The sequence below is a fragment of the Pseudomonas sp. MPFS genome (assembly GCF_022537035.1).
Taxonomy (GTDB): domain Bacteria; phylum Pseudomonadota; class Gammaproteobacteria; order Pseudomonadales; family Pseudomonadaceae; genus Aquipseudomonas; species Aquipseudomonas sessilinigenes.
This window is the reverse complement of the sequence record NZ_CP066123.1, coordinates 7,016,710-7,032,031: the sequence shown is the minus strand read 5'-3', so window position 1 is coordinate 7,032,031 and position 15,322 is coordinate 7,016,710. Positions and strand designations below refer to the sequence as shown.

Annotated in this window: 12 protein-coding genes; 11 read left to right on the top strand and 1 reads right to left on the bottom strand. The window is 60.1% G+C overall.

Going from position 1 to position 15,322, the window contains the following annotated elements; genetic code table 11:
- The first annotated feature begins 3 nt into the window (after positions 1 to 3).
- From mdtN to I9018_RS32385, 3 genes are all read left to right on the top strand, one after another.
- A complete protein-coding gene (mdtN, locus tag I9018_RS32395) occupies positions 4 to 1,056 on the top strand; it encodes a multidrug transporter subunit MdtN (RefSeq protein WP_241108395.1) in 1,053 nt (350 codons plus the stop codon).
- The gene (locus I9018_RS32390; RefSeq protein WP_241108394.1) at positions 1,053 to 3,092 is read left to right on the top strand and encodes an FUSC family protein; all 2,040 of its coding nucleotides are present in this window, start codon (positions 1,053 to 1,055) and stop codon (positions 3,090 to 3,092) included. Before mdtN ends, I9018_RS32390 begins: the two co-directional genes overlap by 4 nt.
- Before the next feature lie 85 nt (positions 3,093 to 3,177).
- Entirely contained in the window at positions 3,178 to 3,789 is a 612-nt protein-coding gene (locus I9018_RS32385; RefSeq protein WP_241108393.1) for a hypothetical protein, read from the top strand.
- 66 nt (positions 3,790 to 3,855) lie between these two features.
- Here the strand turns inward: I9018_RS32385 and I9018_RS32380 are convergent, their stop codons facing one another.
- A complete protein-coding gene (locus I9018_RS32380) occupies positions 3,856 to 4,251 on the bottom strand; it encodes an antitoxin Xre-like helix-turn-helix domain-containing protein (protein ID WP_241108392.1) in 396 nt (131 codons plus the stop codon).
- 635 nt (positions 4,252 to 4,886) lie between these two features.
- Here I9018_RS32380 and I9018_RS32375 point away from each other — a divergent pair.
- From I9018_RS32375 to I9018_RS32340, 8 genes are all read left to right on the top strand, one after another.
- Positions 4,887 to 6,011: a nucleoid-associated protein gene (locus I9018_RS32375; protein WP_241108391.1), complete on the top strand. Its 1,125-nt coding sequence runs from the start codon at positions 4,887 to 4,889 to the stop codon at positions 6,009 to 6,011.
- Between the two features lie 2 nt (positions 6,012 to 6,013).
- Entirely contained in the window at positions 6,014 to 7,234 is a 1,221-nt protein-coding gene (locus I9018_RS32370) for a hypothetical protein (protein WP_241108390.1), read from the top strand.
- 494 nt (positions 7,235 to 7,728) lie between these two features.
- Entirely contained in the window at positions 7,729 to 8,049 is a 321-nt protein-coding gene (locus I9018_RS32365; RefSeq protein ID WP_241108389.1) for a hypothetical protein, read from the top strand.
- Between the two features lie 70 nt (positions 8,050 to 8,119).
- The gene (locus I9018_RS32360; RefSeq protein WP_241108388.1) at positions 8,120 to 9,022 is read left to right on the top strand and encodes a LysR family transcriptional regulator; all 903 of its coding nucleotides are present in this window, start codon (positions 8,120 to 8,122) and stop codon (positions 9,020 to 9,022) included.
- Between the two features lie 126 nt (positions 9,023 to 9,148).
- Entirely contained in the window at positions 9,149 to 9,778 is a 630-nt protein-coding gene (locus I9018_RS32355; protein WP_241108387.1) for a glutathione S-transferase, read from the top strand.
- A gap of 21 nt (positions 9,779 to 9,799) precedes the next feature.
- Positions 9,800 to 11,842: a pyridoxamine 5'-phosphate oxidase family protein gene (locus tag I9018_RS32350; RefSeq protein ID WP_241108386.1), complete on the top strand. Its 2,043-nt coding sequence runs from the start codon at positions 9,800 to 9,802 to the stop codon at positions 11,840 to 11,842.
- A gap of 160 nt (positions 11,843 to 12,002) precedes the next feature.
- A complete protein-coding gene (locus tag I9018_RS32345; protein WP_068576560.1) occupies positions 12,003 to 13,205 on the top strand; it encodes a DUF3142 domain-containing protein in 1,203 nt (400 codons plus the stop codon).
- The gene (locus I9018_RS32340) at positions 13,192 to 15,321 is read left to right on the top strand and encodes a hypothetical protein (RefSeq protein ID WP_241108385.1); all 2,130 of its coding nucleotides are present in this window, start codon (positions 13,192 to 13,194) and stop codon (positions 15,319 to 15,321) included. Before I9018_RS32345 ends, I9018_RS32340 begins: the two co-directional genes overlap by 14 nt.
- The last annotated feature ends 1 nt before the right edge of the window (position 15,322 follow it).

The following is a 15,322-nucleotide window of genomic DNA, read 5'->3' as shown; positions in this document are numbered from 1 at the left end:
CCCATGACTGAACCCACCGCAAAATCGCGTCGCAGCCGCCTGCCGGCGCTGCTGATCGTTCTGGCGTCGCTTCTGGTGCTGGGCTTTGTGCTCTGGCAAATGGAGACCACCCCCCGCACCGATGACGCCTATGTCTACGCGGACACCATCGACGTGGTGCCAGAGGTAAATGGCCGCATCGTCGAACTGCCTGTGCGTGACAACCAGTTGGTCAAGCAGGGCGATCTGCTTATTCGCATCGATCCGCGCCCATATCAGGACGCACTGGATCAGGCCAGGGCGCGGCTGGTCACGTTGAATCACCAGATCGAGTTGACCCAGAGAAGCGTGAACTCCCAGAAGTATGAGGCCGCATCCGCCGTGGCGGCCGTCGAGCGGGCGCGAGCCCAGGCTACGCAGGCGAATGATACCCTGCAGCGCCTGGAGAAGCTGCTGGCCCGGGGGTTTGTGTCCGTGGAGGCGGTGGACCAGGCGCGAACGGCGCAGCGCTCGACCGCCGCCGAGTTGAATACCGCCCGATTGCAAGCCCAGCGGGCGGCCGCTGGCGTAAGTGGCGTGGATGCGCTGGTAGCGCAGCGTGCCGAGGTCGAGGCGCAGATATCGATCGCCGAGCTGAGCCTCGAATTCACCGAAGTGCGCGCGCCGTTCGACGGTCGGGTGGCTTCCCTGCGCACCACCGTCGGCCAGTTTGCCTCGGCCTACAAGCCGATCTTCACGCTAATCGATACTCGCCATTGGTACGTGGTCGCAAACTTCCGCGAGACCGATCTTCAGGGTATCAAGGCCGGCACCTCCGCTACGCTCTATCTGCTGAGCGATACCGGAAAGCGCTTCCAGGGCCAGGTCGACTCACTCAGCTACGGTGTCCTGCCTGACGACGGCGGTACGGTCATCGAAGGGCTTCCGCACGTACAGCGCAGCATCAACTGGGTCCGTGTCTCGCAACGCTTCCCGGTGAAGATTTCGGTACAGGACCCCGATCCAGACCTGTTTCGCATCGGTGCCTCGGCCGTGGCCGTGTTGCGTCCTGGCGAAGCGGCCAAGACCAGCCGATGAGGCTCTCCACTCTCGGAGGCAGAAGGCCGGAGCGTCTGTACCAGTTCCTGGCCGATGAGCTGCAGCCCTACCCGGGGCGTCTCAACCTGATGCTTCGCACCCTGCTGGGCTGTGCGCTGGTCATCATCATCTCGATGACGCTGCAGGTCCCGTTCCTAGCGCTGTCGTTGATCGTGGTGTTCTACGTGACGCAGACCAACGTGGTGCTGACCCGCTTGGTCGGGATGCTGTTCCTCGTCGGCGCGACACTGGCCATCGGCGTTTCCATCCTCCTCCTGAAATTCACCTACGGCTTCCCGCTGCTTAGGATCCTGGGTGCGAGCGTACTATTCTTCTGCAGCGTCTACTTGATGCGCGTGACCAAGGTCGGCGTAGTGTTTTTTGTCGTGGGAATCGTTGTCATCTACGCGCAGACCTTTGTCGACCTGACCGACCAGGCCGAGGTGGTGCTGCGCCTGGTCCTGTGGGTGTGGGTGGCCGTCAGTTACGCCATTGCCCTGACGCTGGTGGTGAATACGCTTCTGCTTCCTGCGGAGCCTGCTCAGCAGCTGGAGAATCACTTGCGGACCCAGTTGCTGACGGTCGCCAATCGTCTCGGTAGCAGCCAGGAAGGGAGCGACTTAGACCCCGCCCGCATTCAGCGCAGTATCTTGGCATCCCAGCAACTGCTGCGTTTCGCCTGTATGCGAGATCCACGGTACCGCAACAGGCAGGCAGCCCAGTTGGCCCGCATCAGCAGCATCTCCCGTCTGCTGGTACTGGCAGCGCAATTGCAGCCAACGTCGGCGGCGACTCAGGTGACCGAGCGGCTACGGCAAGCGATTCTCGACCTGGCGGCAGCCGCGGGCAGCGGGCGCGCACCTGCGGGGCTGTCGGCACTTGCCCAGCTGGATACCGACGGATTGCCCGGCGTCTACGAGGAAATGCGCCTTGCATTGCTTTCGCTCCAGGACGTCGAAGAGGTCGCGAACGCCGCAGGGAGGAAGGACCAGGCGTCGAAGTTATTGACCGAGGATGCCTTCCAAAGCCCGGTTTATGCGCAGTTCGCCCTGAAGACGCTCCTAGCTGCGTTGCTGTGCTACCTGTTCTACATGGCCACGGACTGGCAGGGCATACATACGATCATGCTGACTTGTCTGATCGTTGCTCAGCCCAGCCTTGGTGCCACAGGGATGCGTGCTGTATTGCGTGTCGGCGGGGCCCTGGTGGGCAGCGCGTGCGCTCTAGCCATGGTGATCTGGGTCGTTCCGCACATCGACGGAATAGTCGGCCTGCTGTTCATGTCACTGCCAGTCATTGCACTGGGGGCCTGGATAGCGGCGGGGTCGGAGCGAATCAGTTACGCAGGCATCCAGATCATGTTCACATTCGCCCTGGCCCTGCTGGAGCAATTCGAGCCCAGTACGAACCTGACCGAAATTCGTGATCGCTTGATCGGCGTGCTATTGGGGGTTGGGATATCTCTGGTGATTCATGCCGGCTTGTGGCCTGAAGCTGAAGGCGCATCTGTGCGTCAGCGATTAGCGAGGCTGGTGGATCTGCTAGCGAAGTCGCTACGGGCACGACGATCCCCCCATGAACCTTCCAGCGATCTACGAGTGTGGAGTGAATTGGCCGATTGCGAAGCCATGCTGGCAAGAGTTGCTCTGGAGCCGAGCTGGCAGGCCGCAGAGAGCCAGCAGGAGACGTTGGTATTTCGAATGCAGGAAATGCTTGTTTGGATTCGCTCGATTGCCATGACAAGCGATGCGCTTCATGTAGAAATGGTCCATCACCAACTGGAGGAAGATGTCCGATCAGTCGCGCTCGACCTCTGCAGCGGTGCAGCGGCGATTCTTGGTGATTACGCAGATCAGTTGAAAAGTGGAAGATACTTTTCGATTGCATCGATGGAGCTGGAAAGCTTGCGCATTCATGCAACTGAAAATATTAACGACAAAAGGCTAAGGGCGGATTTTTTAGATCTTCTTGGGAATATAGAAAAACTACCAAGTAGCACGTCGGGAAGCTTTTTTACTCCTTTTCCAAGCATGTAGATGAGTGCGGGGTTTCCGGAGAGCAGTTTAGGTTTCAGGAGTCGGCCTGTTTACATGCCTACGTATGCACCATAAGGATGTGCTGATGCACCGCTTCTACTCGATCCGAAGCTTCTTCGTTCTAACTCTGCTACTTAGCTGTAATGTATCCGCAGCGCCGGCCCTGTCCCCGACCCAAGACCTCGGAATGATTAGGACCGCAGAGGCTTTTACCTATAAGCAGATGTTGAATCAGGGGATAAAACCACTGGCTTATCCAGATAGCTGCTGCTCACTGCTCCATAGCCCGTGTCCAGAAAGCGAATACAAGTTCAGCCTTGAGAAGGCTTACTTCGTCCGCGTCTACGTCGACGCTCCTAAGTTGGCCCCTGAGCTTTTTCGTATGTCCTGCCAGAACCGTGGTCTTTTCAACCCGACCACCGAATATTCCGAAGGTGAGCTGAAGGAAAAAGTCGCGCAGGCGCTTGCCGCCGACTACTCAGGTTCTCTTTACGGTAAATATCGTGCGCGCTGGATCGCCATCAAGGATGGCGAGCGTCTTCCAGGGACGGATAAATGGCTTGAGCAGGACATCCATAGCTTCAAGCGTCTGGATCGCGTGGATGAGATTGTGATTGGGCCAATCATCAGCCTGCCCACCACTATGCGGCTCTCCGATCTTGATGAGATTCCTGTGATGTCTACCGCGGCGCCATGATGGTTGGTGTGTAGCCTTAATGAGTCTCTACTAGTTCCCCGACCTGCATCGGAGGGCTCCTGTCGCTCACACACTTAGGGCATCTATTCGTTGGTACGTCTCGTACAGAGATATCAAGTCTCCCTGAGACATGATTTCAAGTGGAGAGCGGCCATTGAAGAAATCATTCTGGTTGGCCAGGGAAGGGAAACCATAGAGATTCTTGGGGTTATCGAAAATAGTGCGCAATGCCGCGTGAATGTTCAGAACCAAGCTGATTCGCTTCATTTGGTCCAAATCAAGACGAACAGTCAATTGTCCATTGCCTTGTCTGGTGCGGAGGAGAGTACTGCGAGAAATGCGCAGAATCTTGCAAATCTGAATGTTGGACGCTTGCCATTTCTCAAGCACAAGCGTTGCCGTTCGTAGGCCAGTAGCACACTGACTTCTGGAGAGAGGCCGTGACTCGATTGCCCCAATCATGACAACACCTCACTGCTTTCAAACGTCGCCAGCTACTGCGGAACTATAGCGCACAGCGCTCCCTGCTTGACTAGAAGGATTTGAGTTGGAGCCTCAGTAGCAGTCTGGTCGAGATTGCTCACAGATCTCGATGAAACAACGAGTGCTCGTGAGTCATTTGGCCTTGCTACACATGTACTCGTTAGATTGACGATAACGGTATGCCTATAGCTACTTTTAGAGGTTTCAGATAACGATTCTCGCCCTGTTAAGGCATGGAGGTGTCTACGAAACCCGGGGCGATTCATGCCGCCCCCCGAAGTAGTTAATATTAGGAGAGATTCGGAGTAGCCCTGCCTGCAGTTGATGACCATTTTGGGGGAGCGTGTCTGAATCGATCTCACGGACGTAATGTTTGCCGGCGCCACCTCGGTTCTGGAATGAGCTTGTGGTTGTTTCCTCATTCAGAGAGGACGAACGGCCTGGATAATAATACTGTATGAATGTACAGTTTAGTGGCAATATCGGCTACGCTCATGAGATAGACATGGATTCCCTTCAACGCTTAAACGCGTCGAGAGAAACCCTGAAGTTTGTTGGGTAAGGTGTTATTTTCAGTGATTCCATATTGATGCTATCGGAACGGAATTCGACCCATGATCACACTGAAAACCGCCATCATTCACAGTTTCAAAAAGCTGGCGAAGACGAGCTTTATCTCCGATGTGGTGAAAAAGGATGTGGTGCTCAACACCGAAAATCCGGCGTTACAATTTCTGGTGAACGGGATTCACGGTCTCATCGGGAAAGAAGGTAACAGTGTGGTCTATGGTCAGTTCGCCAATGATGAACGGCAAGGTCCATTTCCGAGACGTTTTACCGAATTCGTAGCCACCCAGGATGATGAGGATCAATTCATCGATCTGACCCACTTGGCTATGGATCAATTGGTCGAACAGGCCAGTCTTCAGGTGCTGTCGACTGGTGGGCATATCCTGTGTGCTCAGTACTCCTCTGGAGCTTCCAATTTTTTCCTTGTCGCTAGCATGAAGGAGCGTGGTGGCATTCAGTTGGACGAAAACTATGTGCCTAAAGAGATTCAGGAAGTAGACCTGAACAAAGTTCAGCAAGCCGCCAGGATCAATCTGGGTAGCTTTGTGGCCATTCAGGCTATGGCTACTGCAACGCCCCAAACGGTGGAAAGTGAGGCAGTAGAGGAGGCCGACTCAACCTATCTATGCTTCATTAGCCGTGGCCGCGACAGTCAGGCATCTGACTACTTCATCTCCGCACTGGGTTGTGCAAAGGGAGTGGCTTCGGGCCGTGCTACAAAAAACGCCATCGATAATGTAGCCAAGTTCTTTCGCGACAAAAAGTCGTTAAAAAGCTTTGGATACAGGGCTAAAGAGGCGGTCATCAAGTATCTTGAAACGCAGTTGGCAGCAGGTAAGTCAGCACGATTGGACTCCATTGTTCACGCTGCTACAGCGCATGTCCCTGCCGACCTCGTGGATGAAATCGTTGGCCTGAAAGATTATTTGAATAGTGAAAAAAATAAGGTTCCTGACGACTTTACGGTCAACGCTAAAACGTTGAAGGAAAAGACTCGCATCAAAGGTGACGCGTCCAATTGGTCGCTGCAGTTCGAGCGCGGAGCGCTGGGTAAGGATCCAGCCGCAGATGTCTATTACGACGAGGGGCGGAAGAAATTGACCCTGTCCAATATGACGACTGAACTGATCGATGTGATCGAGAAGGAATTACAGGCAAGGAATAGCTGAAAATGTTCTCTCATGTGGTCGCCCTCTACCGCGCCCTTGGGGCTCCCACCATTGAAGACGGAGTCGTCAGTTATGAGGGGGCGCCAACGGCCGATATCCAGGCCGCTTTGCGAAAATGTGATGGGTTGCCAGCTGCTTTTGGAAAGTTCGAGCATCTTTCTGAGGAGGCAGATTCTCTTGAAATTGAATTTCGCTTGCCATCGAATGAGTCGGGCCATTTTTACAGCAGCCTGGCCGAGTTTGTCGCGCGAAATGGTTCGCTGGGCAAGGGGCAATTCCCGAGTAATGTTTACATCACTGAGCTTCGCTGGGCGGACAGCGATGATATTGAACCCACAGAGATCAAGTCTCTCAGACGCGTTTGTCGGCTAATTGAGTTGCTTGCGCTACTAGCGATCGGCGTTGACAAAGACAGTAGCCCGGACGGCTATAACCTATTTTTTGCCCTACCACCTGACGGGGCGAAGCCCCCGAGGACATTTCTGCTCCCTACTCAGGTCGACGTCAAAGTGCTCGATTATGAACTTAACCACTTGAGCTTATTGGAAGAAATTCTCAATCGAAAAAATGAAAACAAAGCTCACCTCTCTGAACGCAAATTGATGATTCGGATGGCCCTCGCGAGCGTCATCGAGAAGTTTGAAAGCGAGCCGAATTTGCTTCTGGTGATCGTGCGGGAGTGGCGAGAGGTCTTGGCCACTTACCGCGCCAACCTCCAAACATATGTCTATAGCTTCTCGTTTGAGAGGGTTCGTCGTGAAGTGGCCCAGGCTGAAATCGACTATGGCACCAAGCTGAGTGGAGTGCTGGGTGACATTGCCGGCAAGATGCTCGCCCTCCCGATATCGTTAGCCGGTTTGGTTGCACTGGAGAAAACCACCTCAAAGTTCGAAGGTTTTATCCTTGTCCTCGGCCTGGCTGTGGTCTCGGTAGTTCTGCTTGCGATCTTGCACAATCAAATGCTGCAAACGAAGCGCCTGCTTCATAGCTTCAATGTCATCTTCGATGATTTTAAAGACAAGATAAAAACCTACCCACCAAAGCTCCAACGCCTGCTTAGGATCACCATCGATCAGGTGGACAAGCAGGGCCTAACACTGACCAGAACCTTTCGGTTGTTGAAGGGGCTGTCCTTGATACCAATTCTTGGAGCTTTAGTGTTGGCAACGATCAAGTACTGGGACGACATTGTTTGGCTTTTGATGACTATTCGCGGTGTCTGAACCGATACGGTCTCGCATAACTAAACACGATCACAATGTGATTACTCGTTGGGTGTGCCCACAGTGTCAAAATATATTGTTGAAAATCATGTTTGGTTTAGTCAGATTGACTGGTAGGTGTCAAAATATTCAATCATCTGGCGCACTCTGACGGGCCGTTTGCCCCAGCGTTTGCTGAGCTGTTGGTGTCAAAATATTTTGTTCAGCACCAACCGGCTGTAGATAACGGCAACTGCCGCAACCAACAGGGAGCCTGTCCAGGCTCCCTTTTTTGTCCATGCGTTTCTACTTCCCTGGGCTTTTTCGCTGAGTCCGACGGCTCCCCGTCGATACGTCCGTTCTGGACAACCCTGGCCACCTGCGTTGTCAAAAGACCTGCTTGAGTGGCGCAGGATCGACTTACGCCGGGTTTTCGAAAAAAATAAGCCACTTCACAGCAGTTGCATCCTGGCCTGCACCCAGGTCGATCTTTTTATCCAGCGGATGGAAAACCAATGAAGCTTCGCCTGATTCATGGATGGATAATCGTTCTGATCCTGGTTGTCCTGGGGTTGGGGACGCTGACGCCGGTGTTGTCCAACGGCCTGTTGCTGCTGATGGATCGGGACAACTTCATTCCGGCGGAGTCCTCCATCTGGACCTTTGAACCGACCCTGATCAACCAGGGCTCTTCTTCCTACTGGTTGTACGGGGAGGATCGGCAGTACTACTTCTACTTTTCCTACGCTGAAAACCAGCCTTATAGGCTGATCGCCAAAAACAACCGGTGCCCGGGATTCCAGCGGCACGACGTGCAGACCTGGTGCGCCCCCTGACGCCATGGCTGTGGATTATGCTGCGGGCTTGTGGTGCCTGTCGGGTGGGCGCCGCCATTCGAGATAGGCCATGGACAGATTTCAGGAAATGCAGGTGTTCGTCTGTGTCGCCCAGGAGCAGGGATTCGCTGCCGCGGCGCGACGCCTGAACCTATCGGCGGCGAGTGTCACCCGGGCCGTGGCGGCCCTGGAGCAACGCATCGGTACCCAGTTGCTGGTGCGTACCACGCGCAACGTGCACCTGAGCGAAGCCGGGCAACGCTACCTGGAGGACTGCCGGCGCATTCTCGCCGAGGTCCAGGATGCCGAGGCCTCGGCTGCCGGCATCCATGCCCAGCCCCGGGGCCAACTGAGCCTGACCGCGCCGGTGCTGTTCGGCGAACTCTTCGTCACCCCGCTGCTGGTGCGCTACCTGCAACGTTATCCACAGGTCAGCGTCAACGCCCTGTTGGTGGATCGGATGGCCAACATGGTGGACGAGGGCATCGACGTGGCGGTGCGCATCGGCGAGTTGCCGGACAGCGGCCAGCACAGCATCCGCGTCGGTGAGGTACGCCGGGTGATCTGTGCATCTCCGGCGTTCCTGGCCAACCATGGCCGGCCGCAACATCCTGACGACTTGCGCCAGGCGCCGGTGATCGCTCCGTCTTCCATTGGCCAGGCGCGCAACTGGCAGTTCAACGTCGCCGGTCGCACCTTGAGCATCCGCCCCGAGCCGCGGTTGTTGGTGAGCGCGAGCCAGGCCGCCATCAGTGCCGCCAGCCTGGGGCTGGGCCTGACGCGGGTGCTGTCCTATCAAGTGGCCGACAAGGTCGCGGCAGGGCAGCTGGAAATCGTCCTCGAGGCTTTCGAGCAGCCACCCTTGCCCATCCATGTGGTGTACCAGGGCGGGCGCAAGGCGCCGGCGCGGGTGCGCAGCTTCGTCGATTTCGCGGTGCAGGCCCTGCGCGAGCATCCATCGCTCAATCCTTGAGCAAGATTGTTTCACCCAATGAAATGATGGTTTGTGCTTTCTGGTGATTCTGTTGTTTTTGCCCTGGCAGGAAGATAGCCCCTCCAGCGCGGCGCTTCGACCGTGCACCTGCCCGTGGAGTCGTCCATGTCCCAGCCCGCCATCAAGTTCTACAACTTTCCCCGCTCCGGCCATGCCCACCGCGTCGAGTTGATGCTGTCCCTGTTGGAATTGCCGGTCGAAACCATTTTCGTCGACCTGGCCAAGGGCGCCCACAAGCAGCCCGAGTTCCTGTCCCTCAACGCCTTTGGCCAGGTGCCGGTCATTGACGACCAGGGCGTGGTGATCGCCGACTCCAACGCGATCCTGGTGTACCTGGCGCAGCGCTATGGCGATGGCCGCTGGTTGCCCACCGATCCAGTGGGAGCGGCGCAGGTGCAGCGCTGGCTGTCGGTGGCCGCGGGGCCGATCGCCTTCGGGCCGGCGGCGGCACGCTTGATCACCGTGTTCGGCGCGACCTTCAACCCCGAGGAAGTCATCGCCCGCGCCCATGCCCTGCTCAAGGTCATGGATCAGGAACTGGCCGCCCGGCCGTTCCTGGTCGGCCAGCAGGCGACCATCGCCGATGTCGCCGGCTACAGCTACATCGCCCATGCGCCGGAGGGCAACGTGTCGCTGGCCGACTACCCCCACGTGCGTGCCTGGCTGGAGCGCATCGAAGCCCTGCCGGGTTTCGTCGCCATGCCATCCACGGCGGCGGGCCTGAAAAGCGCCTGAGGCGCCCCGAGGGAGGTTTCCATGAGCACCCAGTCGCCCTGGCACGCCGGTGAACGGCAGTTGCAGGCCCAGGCCGGGGTGGCCGAGCGCATGGAAGCCTTCGGGGCCAAGGTCATCCGCCAAGCCATGCCCGACCAGCATCGGCAGTTCTATCAACAGCTACCGTTCATCCTGGTGGGCGCGGTGGATGTCGATGGCAGCCCATGGGCGAGCCTTCTCGAAGGGCCACCCGGTTTTGCCCGGGCCCCGCAGGACACCCGGCTACGCCTGGACAGCCTGCCGGCCGCCGATGACCCGTTGCAGCTGCACGAGGGTGAGGCGCTGGGCCTGTTGGGGATCGAGCTGCACACCCGGCGGCGTAACCGTCTCAATGGACAGATCGCCACCCTCGACGCCCAAGGGTTCGAGGTGAGGGTGCAGCAGTCCTTCGGCAACTGCCCGCAGTACATCCAGCTGCGCGAGCTGCAACAGGTGCCGCTGGACGATCCAGCCAGCCGCCCGGCCCAGCATCACCAGGGCCTGGACGATGGCGCGCGGGCGCTGATCGCTGCCGCCGACACCTTCTTCGTCGCCAGCTACGTGGACCTGGAGGGCCAGCGTTCGGTGGATGTTTCCCACCGTGGCGGCCAGGCCGGTTTCGTCCGGGTCGAGGGCGATTGCCTGACCATCCCGGATTTCGCCGGCAACCTGCATTTCAACACCCTGGGCAACCTGCTGCTCAACCCTCGGGCCGGCTTGTTGTTCATCGATTTCCACAGCGGCGAGCTGCTGCAGCTCACCGGCTCCACCCAGATCATCCTCGACGGTCCACTGGTCGGCGCCTTCCAGGGGGCCGAGCGGCTGTGGCGGGTCCAGGTGGAGCGCATGGTGCGGCGTCCAGCGGCCTTGTCCCTGCGTGGGCCGTTGCGCGGTGTGTCCCCCAACAACCTGCTGACCGGCTCCTGGCTCCAGGCCGAGGCGCGCCTGCGGGCCCAGGCCCTGGGCAAGCAATGGCGGCCGCTGCGGGTGGTGCGGATCGAGGATGAAAGCCACAGCATCCGTTCGTTCTATCTGGAACCTGCGGACGGAGCCGGCCTGCCGCCTTTCCTGCCCGGCCAGCACCTGCCTTTGCGGATCGGGCTCGACCCGCAGCCGCTGATCCGCACCTACAGCCTGTCCAGCGCCCCGTCCGATGGATTCCTGCGCATCAGCGTCAAGCGCGAAGGGCGGGTGTCCAGCTACCTGCACGATGGGGTCGAGGTGGGCGACCTGCTGCATGCCAGGGCGCCCCAGGGACAGTTCAGCATCGAGCCCCAAGGGTTGCGACCGCTGGTACTGCTGGCGGCCGGGGTGGGCATCACGCCCTTGCTGTCGATGCTGCGCGAGGTGGTCTACCAAGGCCTGCGTACCCGGCGCATGCGCCCCACCTGGTTGTTCCTGGGCTCGCGTACTCTTGCCGAACAGCCCTTTGCCGAGGAGCTGCGAACCCTCGGTGAGCAAGCCGGGGAGGCGCTGCAGGTACTGCGCCTGCTTAGCCAGCCCGAGGCGACGGCACAGCCGGGCGTGACCTTTGATCGGCAGGGGCGGATCGACACCCGGCTGGTGCTGGAGCATCTGCAACTGGATGACTACGACGCCGTGGATTTCGTGCTGTGTGGTCCCGGTGCCTTCACCCAGGCGTTGTACGACCAGTTGCGGGACCTGGATATCGACGATCGGCAGATCCATGCCGAGACGTTCGGTCCCTCGACCCTGCAACGTCGGGTCGACCCAGAGGCGCCAGGCTTGCCCCAGCCGCCGGCGGCGACTGAAGCGGTACCGGTGCGTTTCCAGCACTCGGGCCTGGTGCACGACTGGCAACCTGGCAGCGGCAGCCTGCTGCAACTGGCGGAACGCGCCGGCCTGCACCCGGAATTCAGTTGCCGGGGTGGTTCCTGTGGCACCTGCCAGACTCGCCTGCTCAGTGGCCAGGTCAATTATCCACAGCCTCCGGCGCAGGTGCCGGAAGCCGGACAGGTGCTGATCTGCTGCGCGGTTCCCGCTGTTGTGGATAACTCATCTTCACCCCTGGTGCTTGACCTGTAGAGCGAAGAAAAAATCCTCCCCAACGATTGCCGCCAACCCGCCCCCTGCGTAGGCTGACGCGAATTTTGTCGCCGCTGCCGCAGGTTGCGGGTGATGGTTGCTGGGCCTATCGACCCGGTGATGTTCCAGGGTTTTCAGCGTTAAAGGGAATCAACGATCCATGCTCCCCCGGGTTCTGCTCCGTCTCTGCGCCGTATTCCTTTGCGGGCTATTGCTCAGCGCCTGCCGCCAGGAGCAGGCGCCCGCGCTGGATCAGCAGCTGTACATCTGGCAACGGCAGTGGACCCCGGCCCACGCTGCAGCCCTGGCAGGGTCCCGGGCAGACTTTTCCACAGTCCGGGTACTGGCCTTGCAGGCTTTTCCACAGGCTGGCTGGAGCCGGGCGCGGATCGATGCCGATGTGCTGCGCCAGGATGGTCGGCGGCTGATCGCGGTGGTTCGCCTCGATGGGCAATTGCCCTCTCTGAATCAGGACGAGATTCTCTCCCAGGTGCAGCAACTGTTGGCCGATTGGCAAGGGCAGGGCCTGGTCCTGGCCGGCCTGGAGATCGATCACGATGCCGCCACCGCGCGGCTGCCGGGTTATGCCGCGTTGCTGGCGCGGTTGCGAGCCCAGTTGCCGGCCTCTCTGGGGCTGAGCATCACCGCGCTTCCGGCCTGGCTTGGCAGCTCTGAACTGCCGAGGCTGTTGGCCCAGGTCGATAGCAGCGTGCTCCAGGTGCATGCGGTGAGCGACCCGCGCAAGGGCCTGTTCGACCCCGGGCAAGCCGAACAATGGGCCCGACGCTGGGCGCAGGTCACCGACAAACCCTTCTACCTGGCCGTGCCCGCCTATGGCGTGGCCCTGCTGGCTGCCGGCGAGGGCGGGCCGCTGGTGGAGAGCGAGGCGCCCATCGCCCAGCGCGGCGAACGTCGCGAACTGATGGCCGATCCCGAACAACTGAGCCTGTTGGCCAAGACCCTGCGCAACGACCCGCCAGCGCACCTGGCCGGCTTGATCTGGTTTCGCCTGCCGCTCAAGGGCGATGTCCGGGCCTGGAGCCTGGATACCCTCAAGGCGGTGGCCCGGGGCGAGGTCCTGAGCAGTCAGTTGAGCATCGGCCTGAGTGAGCAGGATGGCCTGTTCGACATTCGCCTGGACAATCCGGGCAACCTCGATCGTCCCCTGCCTGAACAACTGTCCCTGGCCGTTGCCCAATGCGACGGATTCGATGGGTTGGGTGGCTATGCCGCCCAACTTCGCGACGGCCAGCTGTTACTGACCCGCCAGCAGACCGGCCGCCTGGCGGCGGGTGGCACCCGGGCCGTGGGTTGGGCCCGCTGTACAAAAATTGACCAAGGAGCTGTGCATGTTCGTCCCTAGATCCCGCCACCTGTTGTGCTTGAGTCTGTTCCTGCCCCTGGCTCCGGCCCTGGCGTGCGGGCCGACTTTCCCCATGCGCCTGCTGGGGGACCGCCCGCAAACCCTGGCCGAACTGCCCGAAGGCAGCTTCAAGTTCGAAGTCAGCCGCCTGGGCCAGGCCATTACCGGGCTCAAGCCGGTGGCCAAGGACGCCTTCAACTCCGACTACAGCCTGCCCGAGAGCTACGAGGTGCAGCAGCGCAACTGGGCGGAACGACAGGGACTGGACGAAGCGCAGCGGACCCTGGTCAGCCAGTTGCGCCAGCTCGACGACGGACGCGTCGCCGAGCAGCAGGGCGCCAGCTTGCCGCTCGAGATTCGTCTCTATACCGCCGGGGCGGTGGCTTTCAATGCCGGGGACAGCCAACTGGCATCGGAGTATTTCCGCAAGGTGCTGCAACTGCCTGCCCAGCAGCGGGCGCTGCGCAGTACCTGGGCTGCCTATTCCCTGGGCCGGGCCTTGAGATCCATCCATGAAGAAGCCAACGAACTGGACGAACAAGGCCGGCACGAAACCTTGCAGGCAGCGCGCCAGGCGTTTATCCAAGCCCGGCAATTGAGCATCGACGGCTTCAGCGACCCGCTGGAACTGGGCATCGCCAGCCTGGGCGAAGAGGCTCGCATCCTCAAGGACCAGGGTGACTGGAGCCAGGCCATAGACCTGTATGCTAGCCAGAGCCTGCAGGGTTCGGAGGTCGGCTACAGCTCCCTGAAACAAGTAGTGAACGAGCTGGGCAGCCTGCCGGACGAGCAGTTGCTGGAGCAGCTCAAGAAGCCTGCGGTGGCGCGCCTGCTCACCGCTTCGCTGGTGTCCCACCAGGGCTGGTCCTTTGGCGAAAAGCCGGACTCCGAACGCAACCTGATCAAGCTCTTGAGCCAGGGCACCGCCGGCCGTTTCGACAATGCCGACCGGCTGGCGGCGCTGAATTACCAGAATGGCGATTTCGCCACCACCAAGCTCTTGCTCGAGCACGCCGGCGATGGCGGCCTGGCCTGGTGGCTGCGGGCCAAGATGGCCGTGCGCGACGGTGACAAGGTGGCCGCCGCGGCCGCCTACGCCAAGGCCTCCGCGGCCTTTCCCCGGGATGAGAACTGGGGCTTTCGCGGCGATTACGATGGCAACTATGAAGACCTCAAGCCGGGCTGCCGGGTAGAAGGCGAAAGCGCGGTGCTGGCCCTGGAGCGTGGCGACTACGTGCAGGCGTTCGAGTTGCTCTACCGCAGTGGCGAGATCTACTGGCACGACACGGCGACCGTGGCGGAGCGGGTGCTGACCGTGGATGAACTCAAGCGCTTCGTCGACGCCCAGGTCCCGGCGCCGCCACCGACGCCCAAGCAGGCAGACGACTACTACGAGCATTTGCCGATCGCCGCGCAGCTGCGCGAGCTGCTGGGACGGCGCCTGCTGCGCGAGGGCCGTTACCAGGAAGGCTGGGGCTATTTCGACAGTCCCGAGCGCCAGGCCATTGCCAAGGCCTACGGTGAGTATCGCAGCAGCGCCGAGTCGGCCTGGCTGCCCACCCGCCGTGCCGAGGCCTACTACCAGGCGGGCAAGCTGGCGCGGGCCTCGGGCATGGAGATCCTCGGCTACGAGATGGGGCCGGATTACCACAGCCTCTGGGGCAGCTATAACCTGGAGATCCCCGCGGTACAGGCCGGTCCTTTCCTCAGCGCCGACGAAGTGCAGCGCCAGCAGGCCAGTACCGCCGAGCCCGATGTGCGCTACCACTATCGCTACGTGGCCGGGGAGCTGGGCAACCGTGCGGCGGATTACCTGCCACACACCAGCCAGGCCTTCGCCGCGGTGCTGTGCAAGGCCGCGCGCTGGACCCGGGGCTCCGACCTGGAGATCGACTACTACAAGCGCTACGTGGAGCAGGGGCCGTTCGTAGAGTGGGCCGGCAATTTCGGCATGAACTGCCAGGAGCCGGACTTCGGCAGCGCCAACAAGCGCTATGTGACCCAGTGGATCGACGCCACCCGCTCCAGCCTCGGACAGCACAAGCTGGCCAGCGCTGGTGGCGCGGCGCTCCTGCTGCTGGGCGGCGCCTACCTGATCCGCCGCCGGAAGGCGTAGC

Excerpts from the sequence above, each read along its gene's own strand:
- I9018_RS32350 (WP_241108386.1), top strand. The coding sequence starts at position 9,800 with ATGAGCACCCAGTCGCCCTGGCACGCCGGTGAACGGCAGTTGCAGGCC.
- I9018_RS32365 (WP_241108389.1), top strand. The coding sequence starts at position 7,729 with ATGAAGCTTCGCCTGATTCATGGATGGATAATCGTTCTGATCCTGGTT.
- I9018_RS32380 (WP_241108392.1), bottom strand. The coding sequence starts at position 4,251 with ATGATTGGGGCAATCGAGTCACGGCCTCTCTCCAGAAGTCAGTGTGCT.
- I9018_RS32375 (WP_241108391.1), top strand. The coding sequence starts at position 4,887 with ATGATCACACTGAAAACCGCCATCATTCACAGTTTCAAAAAGCTGGCG.
- I9018_RS32370 (WP_241108390.1), top strand. The coding sequence starts at position 6,014 with ATGTTCTCTCATGTGGTCGCCCTCTACCGCGCCCTTGGGGCTCCCACC.
- I9018_RS32390 (WP_241108394.1), top strand. The coding sequence starts at position 1,053 with ATGAGGCTCTCCACTCTCGGAGGCAGAAGGCCGGAGCGTCTGTACCAG.
- I9018_RS32355 (WP_241108387.1), top strand. The coding sequence starts at position 9,149 with ATGTCCCAGCCCGCCATCAAGTTCTACAACTTTCCCCGCTCCGGCCAT.
- I9018_RS32340 (WP_241108385.1), top strand. The coding sequence starts at position 13,192 with ATGTTCGTCCCTAGATCCCGCCACCTGTTGTGCTTGAGTCTGTTCCTG.
- mdtN (WP_241108395.1), top strand. The coding sequence starts at position 4 with ATGACTGAACCCACCGCAAAATCGCGTCGCAGCCGCCTGCCGGCGCTG.
- I9018_RS32360 (WP_241108388.1), top strand. The coding sequence starts at position 8,120 with ATGGACAGATTTCAGGAAATGCAGGTGTTCGTCTGTGTCGCCCAGGAG.
- I9018_RS32345 (WP_068576560.1), top strand. The coding sequence starts at position 12,003 with ATGCTCCCCCGGGTTCTGCTCCGTCTCTGCGCCGTATTCCTTTGCGGG.
- I9018_RS32385 (WP_241108393.1), top strand. The coding sequence starts at position 3,178 with ATGCACCGCTTCTACTCGATCCGAAGCTTCTTCGTTCTAACTCTGCTA.